This is a genomic window from Xenorhabdus ishibashii (genome assembly GCF_002632755.1).
Taxonomy (GTDB): Bacteria; Pseudomonadota; Gammaproteobacteria; order Enterobacterales; family Enterobacteriaceae; genus Xenorhabdus; species Xenorhabdus ishibashii.
Genome location: NZ_NJAK01000001.1, coordinates 110,486 through 124,419 on the forward strand (window position 1 = coordinate 110,486; position 13,934 = coordinate 124,419).

10 protein-coding genes and 2 pseudogenes are annotated in these 13,934 nt (G+C 41.7%); 8 read left to right on the forward strand and 4 right to left on the reverse strand.

Annotated features, from left to right (window positions below; translation table 11 throughout):
• Positions 1–853: 853 nt before the first annotated feature.
• The 3 genes from Xish_RS00470 (at position 854) to speD (ending at position 5,032) form a co-directional block, all read left to right on the forward strand.
• Positions 854–1,963 (forward strand): S-(hydroxymethyl)glutathione dehydrogenase/class III alcohol dehydrogenase, encoded by a 1,110-nt coding sequence (locus Xish_RS00470; RefSeq protein WP_099116235.1) that lies wholly within the window; start codon positions 854–856, stop codon positions 1,961–1,963.
• A gap of 100 nt (positions 1,964–2,063) precedes the next feature.
• Positions 2,064–2,909: an S-formylglutathione hydrolase gene (fghA, locus tag Xish_RS00475; protein ID WP_099116236.1), complete on the forward strand. Its 846-nt coding sequence runs from the start codon at positions 2,064–2,066 to the stop codon at positions 2,907–2,909.
• A 617-nt stretch (positions 2,910–3,526) separates the two neighbouring features.
• Positions 3,527–5,032, forward strand: coding sequence for an adenosylmethionine decarboxylase (gene speD, locus Xish_RS00480; protein WP_099116237.1), 1,506 nt, complete (start codon positions 3,527–3,529; stop codon positions 5,030–5,032).
• 223 nt (positions 5,033–5,255) lie between these two features.
• Here the strand turns inward: speD and xseA are convergent, their stop codons facing one another.
• Positions 5,256–6,608 carry an exodeoxyribonuclease VII large subunit gene (gene xseA / locus Xish_RS00485; protein ID WP_099116238.1) on the reverse strand — a complete coding sequence of 451 codons (1,353 nt, stop codon included), beginning with the start codon at positions 6,606–6,608 and terminating at the stop codon, positions 5,256–5,258.
• 173 nt (positions 6,609–6,781) lie between these two features.
• Here xseA and guaB point away from each other — a divergent pair, with 173 nt between their 5' ends.
• Together guaB and guaA are read left to right on the forward strand one after the other, a co-directional pair.
• Positions 6,782–8,248 carry an IMP dehydrogenase gene (guaB, locus tag Xish_RS00490; protein WP_099116239.1) on the forward strand — a complete coding sequence of 489 codons (1,467 nt, stop codon included), beginning with the start codon at positions 6,782–6,784 and terminating at the stop codon, positions 8,246–8,248.
• Between the two features lie 76 nt (positions 8,249–8,324).
• A complete protein-coding gene (guaA, locus tag Xish_RS00495) occupies positions 8,325–9,902 on the forward strand; it encodes a glutamine-hydrolyzing GMP synthase (protein ID WP_099116240.1) in 1,578 nt (525 codons plus the stop codon).
• Positions 9,903–10,024: 122 nt separating this feature from the next.
• Here guaA and Xish_RS19250 read toward each other — a convergent pair.
• Together Xish_RS19250 and Xish_RS00505 are read right to left on the reverse strand one after the other, a co-directional pair.
• A pseudogene (locus Xish_RS19250) lies at positions 10,025–10,152 on the reverse strand (DUF1367 family protein); the annotation flags it as partial.
• Between the two features lie 93 nt (positions 10,153–10,245).
• Complete coding sequence (locus Xish_RS00505; RefSeq protein WP_099116241.1) at positions 10,246–11,163, reverse strand: hypothetical protein; 918 nt, start codon at positions 11,161–11,163, stop codon at positions 10,246–10,248.
• 590 nt (positions 11,164–11,753) lie between these two features.
• On the opposite strand from Xish_RS00505, the gene Xish_RS00510 reads away from it, so the two are divergent.
• Entirely contained in the window at positions 11,754–12,266 is a 513-nt protein-coding gene (locus Xish_RS00510; RefSeq protein WP_099116242.1) for a putative adhesin, read from the forward strand.
• A 42-nt stretch (positions 12,267–12,308) separates the two neighbouring features.
• On the opposite strand, the pseudogene Xish_RS00515 reads toward Xish_RS00510, so the two are convergent.
• Positions 12,309–12,740 (reverse strand): annotated as a pseudogene (locus Xish_RS00515) (transposase); the annotation flags it as partial.
• 156 nt (positions 12,741–12,896) lie between these two features.
• Between Xish_RS00515 and Xish_RS00520 the strand changes: the two are divergent.
• Together Xish_RS00520 and Xish_RS00525 are read left to right on the forward strand one after the other, a co-directional pair.
• Complete coding sequence (locus Xish_RS00520) at positions 12,897–13,154, forward strand: hypothetical protein (RefSeq protein WP_208614787.1); 258 nt, start codon at positions 12,897–12,899, stop codon at positions 13,152–13,154.
• The gene (locus Xish_RS00525) at positions 13,151–13,897 is read left to right on the forward strand and encodes a class I SAM-dependent methyltransferase (protein ID WP_099116243.1); all 747 of its coding nucleotides are present in this window, start codon (positions 13,151–13,153) and stop codon (positions 13,895–13,897) included. The genes Xish_RS00520 and Xish_RS00525 overlap by 4 nt, the downstream gene beginning before the upstream one ends.
• The last annotated feature ends 37 nt before the right edge of the window (positions 13,898–13,934 follow it).

Sequence of the window (13,934 nt, forward strand, 5' to 3'; positions counted from 1 at the left end):
AAGCGACTAATGAGTCCGCAAAGTAATACCGCTCGCTTAAGTACGAGCGGTATTTTTATAAGGGTAACGTGGTGCTTTACAGAGCACTTGTCTTGGAATAGATTGGCGTTTCTTAGACTCGACGGAGGTGTAAATCCTCAAATATAATTTTAAAAACGGATCACTTCTGAGTGGTAGCATATATACACTGGCTTGGATCACTCATACAGGCGTTGTATTTGCTCCTTTCACAAAAAGGATTCCATGATAGAATACAGTCATCTTCAGCTTTCATTTGACAGCAATCTTCTTTGGGTGAGTAAGGATTAGGATTAGAATTCGCAAATGCAAATTGACTTAGGTTGAATGTAAGTATTGCGATTGCAATCAAAATAATTTTTTTCATAATTACCTCACTTAAATATGTATTTTTTACGACCGTATTAATATTTTAATTCCGGTAACGTATTCACCCCGTTGATAATGGGGTATACCCCCTTTTTCAGAGAAATTAAATGGCAACGTTGGTGATGATACGCCTGGACGCCTCGGTTAAAGCGTATGATTGCTCACAAATTTGGAAGGCAGAACAAAAAAACGCTTAAAAATCTTCTGAAAAAACTCGATCATGTATTCAACGCATTGATCGCCTTCAAACTTTTACTTCCACTGTAGCCATGTAAGTTATCTCGCAAAAAGGGGTATTGTAGATAGAAGAACAATACCTGAATACACGACCCTTAATGTTCCAAAATAATATTTTTTAAATACAATAAGATTGGTCATAGCTCAAAAATAAAATCAAATTATACGGATAATACCCGGACAAATAGAAGTATTAAAATATTCTGTTCAACAAATAAAGAGGGGTTATATGAAATCACGTGCTGCCGTTGCCTTTGGGCCAAACAAACCACTCGAAATTATCGAAATTGACGTTGCTCCACCAAAAGCGGGCGAAGTAATGATAAAAATCAGCCACACAGGTGTCTGTCATACGGATGCCTTTACCCTTTCAGGCAGCGATCCTGAAGGGGTATTCCCTGTTATTCTGGGGCATGAAGGAGCCGGTGTCGTTGTCGAAGTTGGTGAAGGTGTCACAAGTGTAAAACCAGGTGACCATGTCATTCCATTATATGCGGCGGAATGTGGCAAATGTGAGTTCTGTCAGTCTGGGAAAACTAACCTTTGTATCGCAGTCCGTGAAACGCAAGGTAAGGGCCTCATGCCAGATGGTACAACTCGATTTTCTTACAATGGACAACCTGTCTATCATTACATGGGATGTTCCACATTCAGTGAATACACTGTCGTAGCAGAAGTATCCGTGGCAAAAATAAATCCAACTGCAAATCATGAACAAGTTTGCCTATTAGGCTGTGGTGTGACTACTGGTATCGGTGCCGTACACAATACCGCCAAAGTGCAGTCGGGAGATTCTGTTGCCGTTTTCGGACTCGGTGGGATTGGTCTGGCTGTTGTTCAGGGTGCCCGTCAGGCAAAAGCGGGACGCATTATTGCCATTGATACCAATCCAGCTAAATTTGATCTTGCCAGACAATTTGGTGCCACAGATTGCCTCAATCCCAATGACTACGACAAACCTATCCAACAGGTCATTCTGGAGATGACAAAATGGGGTGTTGATCATACTTTCGAATGTATTGGTAATGTCAATGTCATGCGCGCCGCTCTGGAAAGTGCGCACCGAGGATGGGGGCAATCAGTCATCATCGGTGTAGCGGGCGCTGGACAAGAAATTTCCACTCGGCCATTCCAACTTATTACCGGCCGGACATGGAAAGGCACAGCTTTCGGCGGCGTAAAAGGACGCAGCCAGTTACCGAGCATGGTGGAAAAAGCCATGAAAGGTGAAATCGAACTTGCACCTTTCGTTAGCCATACGATGCCTCTGGAAAATATTAATGAAGCTTTCGAACTAATGCATGAAGGTAAATCGATCCGAACAGTCATTTACTACTGATTAAATCGGGATCGTAGACAGAAAACCGTGTTGCACTCCAACACGGTATCTGACAAGTAATAAAATAATCACTGCAACAAATGACTTTAGAGAGGAAGTAATGGAAAGAATCGAACATCACGCTTGTTTTGGTGGATGGCAGGATGTCTATCAACATGAATCAACAGTTTTGGATTGCGAGATGCGTTTTGCCATTTTCTTACCCCCTCAGGTTAAAGACAGAAGATTACCCGTCCTTTACTGGCTTTCTGGCTTGACCTGTACCGAGCAAAATTTCATCACAAAATCAGGTGTTCAACGTTATGCAGCTAAACAGGGTATCGTCATTGTTGTTCCAGATACCAGCCCACGAGGTGATGATGTCGCTGACGATCCCGCCTATGATCTTGGAAAAGGTGCTGGCTTTTATCTCAATGCATCAGAACACCCTTGGGCTTCACACTATCGTATGTATGATTATGTTGTTTCAGAACTTCCCGACCTGATTGAAACACACTTTGCGGTAACGAATATACGGGCAATCAGTGGACACTCAATGGGAGGCCATGGTGCAATGACCATTGCATTGAAAAATCCAGGACGTTATTGCAGTGTATCGGCATTCTCACCTATTGTGGCTCCTGGCCAGGTTCCGTGGGGAATAAAAGCATTTTCAGCCTATCTTGGCGAAAATACATCAGATTGGAAACAATATGACACTGTAGAACTGATCAAAAATGCGCAAGAACAGCTTCCTATTTTGATTGATCAGGGTCTCAATGATGACTTTTTAGATGAACAGTTACGCCCTCATTTATTGCAAGATATTTGCGATGAAACCGGTTATCCAGTAACTATCAATCTTCGGCCAGAATATGATCATAGCTACTACTTTATCGCCAGCTTTATTGAAGATCATATCTCTTATCATGCCAAAGCAATGCAAAGGCATATTGAGCGGAAATAATTAGTTCAAGTCGAGATAGCTATAATTTCCACCTACAATCCAGATGGGAGTATTCTGGCAAAACACTCACTTTGAAGTGTGATGAACCATATTTAGTGGCAAACTCTTTCATCGCTGTGGAAGAAGATAGCTCACCTTTTTCGGTAATTAAAAAACTATCACATTGTAATTATTTTATACAGGATAATTATTTATTGTTATTATTATTTAGATAATTTAGTAAAAATAAAATACGGGTTATTGTTAGTTTAAAAAAAGATCTGATTATTTCCCATCCAATAAAACTGAGGGATATACTCCAACTTGAGTATACTTACATTAATTTTGCGAATAATATCACAATACTGATGGATTCAGTTAAGAAAAAATCATAAACACACTATCCTTATTTACTGTTTCAAAAGTAATAGAAACTAATTGAAAATCATGATTCCTTATATAATGGTTAAATTTATCAACAATATAAGTGAATTTCCAGAATTTATGGCAGGAGGATAAATTGCAAACTTCAAAAATAACAACAGTAGCAGATTCAAATGGAATTTAAACATCTGGGTTAATAATTCTGAGTTTTAATTACGTTGTGAAATTAGCAAGTCACGTAAAAAGAGATTACCATGAACACACTGAATGTTATAAGAAACAATATGGAGTTGTCACACCCAGTTGAAGTGCTAGAGACATTATTAATACGCCTGTATTTATATGACCGAACATCAAACAAAGATATTTCATTAAAAAGCGGTCTACCTATTCCTATCATCTCCGCATTTAAAAAAGAATTAATAAAATATGATTACGCTGAAAACAAAGGTGTTTTTAAGTTAAACTCTATCGGCGTAAAATATGTACAAAATGAGCTGGGATACCGATCAATTGATATAAATAAATATAACTTGCTGTCATCAGAGGAGAAACGAGAAGAGTTTGAGCAAGAGCTTTCCGTTTTATTGGCGCCTATATATAACAGCAGACCTAAAGTCAATGTTTTGTTAGATCAAGCACATGCGACATTAGAGACATCAATACGCCGGGTAATGCTATTACTTAATAACCCAAGAGTATTTAAACAAAATATTTTATTTTTGGGTGATGATGATTTAACTTCCTTAGCCCTGATGATGGCATTTAAAAAACTCGGCCACGGCTGCTCAAAAAATATTTTTGTCAAGGATATCGATCAGGACCTGCTAATATTTATTCGGGATGTCGCAGAGCAAAATGATTTTGTCATTAATACTGAATACTTAGATCTGAAACTTTCTAATGTATACACTAAAAATTTTGATATCGTCTTGACTGATCCTCCTTATACATTGAGCGGATTAAAACTATTTTTATCACGTGCTATTAGTTTCACTAAAAATGATAATAGTGAGATTTTACTCTCCTTTGGTCAAAAAAAACCAATGGAAAACCAAGAAGCTCAAAGGTTATTTAACAACCAAAATCTTCTTATCAGACATATTTATCCGCAATTCAATAAATATCATGGCGGAAGTATTATCAGTAATGTCAGCGATCTCTATGTTCTTTCTGTTACACCTCAAACATACCCAACAATCCCAGGAGGAAATAATTATTCAGATAAACTCTATACCGGAGAAATTAACCCTCGTGTAAAATTTTACCAATGTAAATCATGTAATAACATGATAACCATTGGACACGGAAAGAACATATTAACGATAGAACAGCTCATAGAGGCAACTTGTAATAAGTGTCACGGCACTAAATTTCAATATCGTGGTCAGGAAAAAGTCAGTACATCGGATAATACACGACAACTTGGCACTCACATGATCATAGATATGAAAGATTGTGATGCAGAAGTACTGAAATCTGTATCAGCCATTGAAAAAATCATGCTTGAGATTGCCCAACAATGTGAGCTGAATGTGATTACTCATCACTTCCATCAATTCCAACCATGGGGTGTCAGTGGTGCGCTAATATTAGCAGAGTCACATTTTACTATTCACACTTGGCCTGAACATCAATATGCCGCTCTTGATTTATTCGTTTGCAATGAATTTAAACATCAAGATACATTTATGATGCGGCTACAAACGCAGCTTAATGCTCAAGAATATGAATATAAGATATTACAGCGAGGTTTTTAATTTTAAAGCCCTGAAAGCCCCCGTTTAGATTAAATCGTTTTATATAAAAAATATTCAAATAAGTTTCACATCTATACTGCATTATCCTTGATCAAACATTCTCATTTGTCATATTTATCCAATCAATGTGATTAAAATGAATAACCAAACGAAATTGGATAGGGACTAATTTCTATTAACACGTTGTATAAACACAGAATAAGCCCCAGGCAGGGGCTGTTTTTTATTTAGGATCCAATCCAACCTGTGTCACCTGACTCTCAACCCAGCCATCCTGCAACCGTGTTTTCAGCATATCACCTGCTTTTACTTGCCTGACTTGCCTTAGCAATTTTCCATCAGGAGCTTCGCTAATACTGTAACCACGACTCAACGTTGCCAATGGGCTGACAGCCTCCATACGCGAGCAGGAAACAGCAAATTTTTCCCGATAACGCCCTAATTGCCGTTCAATGGCCTGTTTCAAGCGGAAATCAAACTGCTGGATAGATTGGCTATGACGCTGGATTTCCCGCTCAGGGTGAATTTGCAGTAATCGCTGATTCAATTTTTCATATGAAATTGAGTGCTGTTTTAGGCAACGTGACAAACTATCAATCAACTTTTGCCGTAACTCAGCTAAATGATTCTGCTGACGCGCCAATTGCAAATCAGGACGTTGCTGCTGAAGGCGATGCTGCAATAAATTAAATACCCGCTGTTTTTGCGCGAAGAAATAATCCATTGCCATTTCAAGGCGTTGTTGCAGGGATTGTATTTGCCGTAATAATTCTGTTTGATTGCGGCTAACCAACTCTGCTGCCGCAGAAGGCGTTGGTGCACGTAAATCAGCGACAAAATCCGCAATGGTGATATCGGTTTCATGGCCGACAGCGCTGACAATGGGAATATGACTTTGGAATATTGCCCGTGCCACTTGTTCATCATTGAAGCACCACAAATCTTCCAGCGATCCTCCGCCACGTCCGACAATCAGAACATCACACTCTTGTCGCGCATTTGCCAGCTCGATTGCCCGAATAATCTGTAATGGTGCTTCGGCTCCCTGAACAGCGGTAGGATAAATAACAACGGGCAAGGAAGGATCACGGCGTTTCAAGATATTCAAAATATCGTGCAATGCAGCACCACTGGAAGATGTGATGACACCGAGTCGTTTTGCCGGAGAGGGAAGTGACTTCTTATGAAGCTGATCAAATAAGCCTTCTGTGGCGAGTTTTTGCTTCAATATTTCAAATTGTTGTTGCAACAAACCATCACCCGCAGGCTGAATACTTTCCACTATCAGTTGATAATCACCCCGCGGTTCATACAGGGTAATTTGTGCCCTAACCAATACCTGTTGGCCATTTTGTGGACGAAACGTTGCCCTCAGGTTATGACTTCGAAACATGGCAGCACGAACTTGTGCCCTTTCATCTTTTAATGTGAAGTACCAATGCCCTGATGATGGCTGAGAAAAATTGGATATTTCAGCGGACAACCAGATCCTGCCCATTTCCAGCTCTAATAGCTGGCGAACAGTCTGATTCAAACGGCTAACAGAAAAAATTCCGGTATTGGTTGGTAGTGACATGTGAGCTAGATCAAATTTTAAAACAAGGACTTAATCAACCGATATTAGTCTCATTACACGACTAATCAAGAATTTTTTTCAAAAAATGCTGGAGGCAACCGATTTCGGCCTGTATAATGCCGCGGCAATATTTTATCCCTCTTATTGCTCCATAGCCTGGTGAGATATTGCCCATGTTACGAATTAAAAAAGAAGCATTAACTTTTGACGATGTATTGTTGGTTCCTGCCCACTCAACAGTCTTGCCTAACACCGCAGATCTGTCCACCCAATTAACTTCCACTATTCGCCTGAATGTACCTATGCTTTCCGCAGCTATGGATACTGTAACGGAATCTTCACTGGCAATCGCACTGGCACAAGAAGGGGGCATTGGCTTCATTCATAAAAATATGTCAATTGAACGCCAGGCTGAAGAAGTCAGCCGCGTGAAGAAGCATGAAAGCGGTGTAGTCACTGATCCTGTTACTGTAACGCCACAGACGACTTTGCGCGAAGTTCATGAGTTGTCCGAACGCAATGGTTTTGCGGGTTATCCCGTAGTAACAGAAGAGAACGAATTAGTGGGCATTATTACTGGCCGCGATGTGCGTTTCGTGACTGATCTGAATCAGCCGGTGACGGCAGTAATGACGCCTAAGGAACGTTTGGTAACCGTAAAAGAAGGCGAAGCTCGTGAAGTGGTTTTGCACAAAATGCACGAAAAACGGGTGGAGAAAGCGCTGGTTGTTGATGATAATTTCCACCTGCTTGGCATGATTACGGTAAAAGATTTCCAAAAAGCGGAGCGTAAGCCAAACGCATGTAAAGACGAACAAGGCCGTTTGCGTGTCGGTGCGGCGGTTGGCGCTGGTGCTGGCAACGAAGAACGTGTTGATGCATTGGTCGCTGCGGGTGTCGATGTACTGCTTATTGACTCTTCCCACGGCCATTCTGAAGGTGTGTTGCAGCGTATTCGTGAAACTCGCGCTAAGTATCCTGATCTGCAAATCATCGGCGGTAATGTAGCGACAGGTGAAGGTGCTAAAGCGCTGGTAGAAGCGGGTGTAAATGCCGTTAAAGTGGGTATCGGCCCAGGTTCTATTTGTACGACTCGTATCGTTACCGGTGTTGGTGTGCCTCAAATCACTGCCATTGCAGACGCAGTTGAAGCACTGCAAGGAACTGGCATTCCTGTAATTGCCGACGGAGGTATCCGTTTTTCCGGTGACATCGCCAAAGCGATTGCGGCAGGTGCATCATGTGTAATGGTTGGCTCCATGCTGGCGGGAACGGAAGAATCACCGGGAGAAATCGAGCTTTATCAGGGACGTTCGTTCAAATCTTACCGCGGCATGGGTTCGTTGGGTGCGATGTCCAAAGGTTCCTCTGATCGTTACTTCCAGACTGATAATGCGGCTGACAAACTGGTTCCCGAAGGCATCGAAGGTCGTGTGGCTTACAAGGGTCTGCTGAAAAATATCGTCCACCAGCAAATGGGTGGCTTGCGTTCCTGTATGGGGCTGACCGGTTGTGCAACCATTGATGAACTGAGAACTAAAGCAGAATTCGTTCGTATCAGTGGTGCGGGTATTCAGGAAAGCCACGTTCATGACGTGACTATCACCAAAGAATCACCCAACTACCGTTTAGGTCTTTAACATATTTAGAGTGACCCACCCGCGGGTCACTGTTTTTTTATTTTTAATTGCCACTTGTTTTTGGAACTCACCTCAAATGACAACTAATATCCATCAGCATCGCATTTTGATCCTTGATTTTGGTTCGCAATACACTCAGCTCATTGCTCGCCGTATTCGCGAAATCGGTGTTTATTGTGAACTTTGGACATGGAATGTCACTGAAGAACAAATCCGTGGATTTAACCCGAATGGTATTATCCTTTCTGGTGGACCAGAGAGTACGACTGAGCACAATAGCCCACGTGCACCGGAATATGTTTTCAATGCGGGCGTACCTGTGCTGGGTATTTGCTATGGCATGCAAACCATGTCTATGCAATTGGGCGGCCAGGTTTCTAACTCTGATGAGCGTGAATTTGGTTATGCGCAGGTTGAAATCAAGAATAATTGCGAACTATTCCGCGAGATCCAGGATGCCCTGAGCGAAACCGGCAAACCCCTGTTGGATGTATGGATGAGTCATGGCGATAAAGTAACGGCTATCCCTGCTGGTTTCACAACCATCGCCAGTACTGATACTTGCCCGTTTGCTATTATGGCCAACGATGAAAAACGTTTTTATGGTGTGCAATTCCATCCGGAAGTCACTCATACTCATCAGGGCATGAATATCCTGAAACGTTTCGTTCTGGATATTTGTCAATGTGAAGCACTGTGGACACCTGCTTCTATTATTGAAGATATTGTAGAACGCCTGCGCGTACAGATTGGTGATGATCAAGTTATTCTGGCACTGTCTGGCGGGGTGGATTCTTCTGTCACTGCACTGTTGCTGAACCGTGCAATTGGTAAGCGCCTGACTTGCGTTTTCGTAGACAATGGCCTGCTACGTTTAAATGAAGCGGATCAGGTGATGGAGATGTTTGCCGGTAAATTTGACCTGAACATCATTCACGTTAAAGCGGAAGAGCGTTTCCTGTCTGCATTGGCAGGAATTAATGATCCGGAAGCTAAACGCAAAGCCATTGGTCATGTATTTATTGATGTTTTTGATGAAGAAGCATCAAAACAGACTCAGGTTAACTGGCTGGCACAGGGCACAATTTATCCGGATGTTATCGAATCAGCGGCCTCTGCAACGGGTAATGCCCATGTTATTAAATCTCACCACAATGTCGGTGGCCTGCCAGAAGATATGAAACTGGGTCTGGTTGAACCGCTGAAAGAGTTGTTCAAAGACGAAGTGCGCCGTATCGGTCTGGAATTGGGCTTACCATATGACATGTTATATCGCCACCCATTCCCAGGCCCAGGCCTTGGCGTTCGCGTATTGGGCGAAGTGAAGAAAGAGTATTGTGACTTACTGCGCCGCGCTGATGCTATCTTTATTGAAGAACTGCATAAAGCGGATCTGTACCATAAAGTCAGCCAGGCATTTACCGTATTCCTGCCAGTTCGCTCTGTTGGCGTTATGGGAGATGGCCGTAAATACGATTGGGTTGTATCCCTGCGTGCGGTAGAAACTATCGACTTTATGACCGCTCATTGGGCGCATCTGCCATATGATTTCTTAGGTCGTGTATCGAACAGGATCATTAATGAAGTCGATGGTATTTCGCGGGTAGTTTATGATATTAGCGGTAAGCCACCAGCAACAATTGAGTGGGAATGATTTACGATAACCTGATGACAAAACTTAAGCACCTATAAACCTAAAAACCATCAGTAAGTTACTGGTGGTTTTTTTCGTTTGCAACTCAGTAAAAAAGTTATTATGAACCGTTTTATGATTGAATTACGGGCTTTCTTGAAATCTACAACACATCGCCGAATTTGATTTTCGAATGCAGGTATTTTCTGGCGACCGGAATAGCAGGCCGTAGGGTGTCGTCGGAGATTTTGATAAAGCTATGCTGCGCCATTCTTGATCCTTTAAGGCCATGGCACAGCAACTTAAGTTTAGGTTCGGGTGTTCAGGCCAATGGAATGATTTTAGCGGGTTATAATCCGTTATGCTACCGACTATTTTTTCTTGGTACTCGTTGGTTAACAAACGCATCAAATTCGCTATCTGAATCTGAATGCTGAGGTCTTGATACTCGTTGATTAACAAACGAATCAAATGCACTATCTGGTTCTGAACGCCGAAGTCTTGATACTCGTTGATTAGCAAACGCATCAAATGCACTATCTGGTTCTGAACGCTGAAGCCTTGATACTCGTTGATTGGCAAACGCATCAAATGCACTATCTGGTTCTGAACGCTGAAGCCTTGATACTCGTTGATTGGCAAACGCATCAAATGCACTATCTGGTTCTGAACGCTGAAGCCTTGATACTCGTTGATTGGCAAACGCATCAAATGCACTATCTGGATCTGATGATTGAGGATAGTACCACTGATACAAACCATAAGCAGGATCATGCCTCAACTGCCTATCCTCTTCCTCTGAATAATAGTGACCACCTCTATCTGTTTTATCAATAAAATGACGGTTTACATTGGGCATTGAACGAAATTGCGTCGTTGGATAAACTCGTGTGCCTCCTAACGAGCCTTTAACTGGCATATTAATATAATCGGCCAATTTTTGAGCAAGCCCATTAGATCCAGAGTAGCAAGCTATTATTCTGACACAGAGAATATTTTGTCCTCTGCTTCTTATATCAGTTAATAATGCTTTGATTGTTTGGCAAAAAACATTCAAATTCATTCCGGGATTATACGCAGATGCTCCAGCAAATAATATTGTTCTGCCCACTGGAGATGAGTGTCCTATAATATTGAGCCGATCTCCCGACTTATGTCTTGGTGTATCTAAAAAATAATGAAATCGCTTCTCCTGATGAAAATTTACTTCAACCGTTTGCTGCAGCAACACATCATCAGGCATTGCTATAATATTAGAGATTGTGTGTCGATACTGTCCCATAACTCCCCCTACACTAAATTCAGCTTTTAATATATATCTGCGAATGTAACGATACGCCAGAAATAATGCTTTATAGCGTTAATTTCAGTTCATGCCAACCCAATATATTCCAGCAGCGGCTTCACCTGCAAAACAGCATTCCGTCACCGGTAAAGATTCACCAAATGTTCCACAGCATTGTTGTTATAATTCAGCCACCTGCTGTTTGAAATGACACTGAAAGCCCCAGAAGGTAAAACAAGAAATCCTGTGTCTTTATTTTATGTCGGCTGCCATGAGAAAGGGGGGATGAAAATGGACTAATCTGCGGCCAGCGCCAGCCCTCGAAACGCGCCAGCTCTACTGGTTTCCTCGGAAGCTCATTTCTATAGGGTTAGGTTCATTGGATTAAATATGCGTTTTTGATGCACGGAATTCAGATATAAAAAATGCAACCATCCCGTATGCATTGGGTACGCGAAGTAAACGGGTGAAAAAATATTGGTTCAATTTCAGTGAGTAACTAATAGTTAAGAATTATTCGCTTATTATTGGATAGAAATAGTGAAATAAGATTTAAATTATCACTAATCAATAGAGCATGAATATATATGCCAACTGTAATCGTCCCCTATAAAAATTTAATCATTAAAAAGGCTGTAAATTCAGCCAGGACTGCAATTATTTTAGCTCATGGTGGCTATACCCCAAAAAGAAATTATTTTTGTCAAGGTTCTGGGTACACTTATGTCCCCTTTAGGATTAAATTAGTTTTTAATTGCAAACCCGATGGGGTGTCAATTGGTAAAAAAATGGCAGATGATGTTTTGTATTTCAATAGTCATTCAAATCATCTTATAACCTATGAGATCTTAGGAGGCAGCATAATTAAAAATTATTCCTTAACACATAATGATAAATTTTCAGATTATGAACCTAACAATCAGGTTGATATTATTGAAATAAAGCCTCATAGCAAAGCGCATATGTCAGATGTTTTTGAAGCTATCAATAAATTAAATTTAGGCTATCAGCTCATATACAATGTAGCATGCAGGATAAATAAGCTAGACCAAAGAGCGTTGTATATAGAATCACCAACTAACCCAAGACCTAATTATTAGAACTCCAGTATCATTTACTCTAAGGTGGCAATTTGTCATCTTTCAGTAATCTATTGGAAATTTGGGATAAACGCTGGATCTATTTAAGACCGCCAGCACCGCATGAGCTAATAGCGATAAGGTAATGTGCCGATACCAACTGGGCCATTGCCGCACTTCATAATGATCCAGGCCACATTCCCCCTTCGTTTCCTCAAAACCACTTTCAATTTCCCAGCGATGCCCTGCCACCTGAACCAGGGTTTTCAGGTCAGCCTGTTCTCTGCCGGCATAGACGATATAATAAGCCCGCTCTTGTTTCTCATCCCGGCTGCGCTGAACCAGCAGATAATGACCATAATCCCGCTCTTCCTCACTGGGTTGTAAACGCCAAAGCGGCTCCCGAACCCAGTCGTACCAACCTTCTCCCTTTGTCCCCAATCCCGCGGAATGTTTTTCCCAAAACGAAGATGGCAGACTGTCCACAACCTTGTCGGCGCTGGTATATCTGGGCCCTTGCCACCACACACTATTTTTACGCTCAACATCACCGGAGATAAGCGAGGCTGCGTTGCTGTGGACTGGCATGGTGAAATAACGGTGTCAGACGCGTGTGTAATGAGAGCAGTTCTTGTTCCCAAAGGTTGACAGGTGAGTGCATTGAACACCTCCCCCTATTTTCAGGAAGAATATATCATGAGCTATCATGCCACAATGGAGCGTACGACTGTAGTACTAGAGGTGGAAGTCGATCTTGGGAGCGATATTCGTCATATACATAGCCCAGCCAGTGTTTTCATCCCAGCGAGTGTGGCTCACTCCTATCGTTTTATTCGCGGTTGTGGCACCTATATTAACTTTGTCCATAAAGGCGATTACCATGAAAGTTTATTGGAGATAACACAGTGAAACAGTTTAATGAAAATGCAGAATCTTATGATATCGCAAGGGGAAAGATCACCTACCCCGATGAGTTATATCGTTCACTCTCTGTCCGAGCACCTTCAAATGAAGCTGCATTGGATATTGGCTGCGGCAATGGCGTTTCTACCATTCATTTGAAAGAGTATTTTGCTTATGTTCAAGGGTGTGATCTTGGTGATGCTCTTATTGAGCGAGCGTGCCATAGCTATCCTGATATAACGTTTAGCGTATCTCCAGCAGAAACTTTTTCTCCGCCACGCAATTATGACCTGATAACCAGTGCAACCTCATTTTACTGGATGGATCGTCAAGTAGTGTTAATGAATTTACAAAAGTGGTTAAAATCCGGAGGGCTTTTTTGCGCCTATAAATATGATTTTCCAATGGTTTATGGGCCTTTGCGCGATTATATTGAAAAAGAATTGATCTCGCGCTGGGCAAAGTACCGAGATTCTCGTCTGACACAATATGATGATACGCTCGAACTGATGCGTGATTGTCCGCACTTGTATAACGCACAACGAGAGGTGTTTGCCAATATTATTTTCCTTTCTGCAGAAGAATTAGCATTGTTTTTTTTATCTACTAGCTACGTGACTCGCTATATTGAGCTGGAAGGTGGGGAGGCTTACGCTCATGAATTTATGGAAAATGTCATGACAATTGGTGGTGCCAATTCGATTGCTGTTAACTTTGATATTCATGCTGTTACTGCGGTAAACCGCTAGGAGGACAGATGGAATATCTGCCCATCACGCTGGATAC

Excerpts from the sequence above, each read along its gene's own strand:
- Xish_RS00470 (WP_099116235.1), top strand. The coding sequence starts at position 854 with ATGAAATCACGTGCTGCCGTTGCCTTTGGGCCAAACAAACCACTCGAA.
- fghA (WP_099116236.1), top strand. The coding sequence starts at position 2,064 with ATGGAAAGAATCGAACATCACGCTTGTTTTGGTGGATGGCAGGATGTC.
- speD (WP_099116237.1), top strand. The coding sequence starts at position 3,527 with ATGAACACACTGAATGTTATAAGAAACAATATGGAGTTGTCACACCCA.
- xseA (WP_099116238.1), bottom strand. The coding sequence starts at position 6,608 with ATGTCACTACCAACCAATACCGGAATTTTTTCTGTTAGCCGTTTGAAT.
- guaB (WP_099116239.1), top strand. The coding sequence starts at position 6,782 with ATGTTACGAATTAAAAAAGAAGCATTAACTTTTGACGATGTATTGTTG.
- guaA (WP_099116240.1), top strand. The coding sequence starts at position 8,325 with ATGACAACTAATATCCATCAGCATCGCATTTTGATCCTTGATTTTGGT.
- Xish_RS00505 (WP_099116241.1), bottom strand. The coding sequence starts at position 11,163 with ATGGGACAGTATCGACACACAATCTCTAATATTATAGCAATGCCTGAT.
- Xish_RS00510 (WP_099116242.1), top strand. The coding sequence starts at position 11,754 with ATGCCAACTGTAATCGTCCCCTATAAAAATTTAATCATTAAAAAGGCT.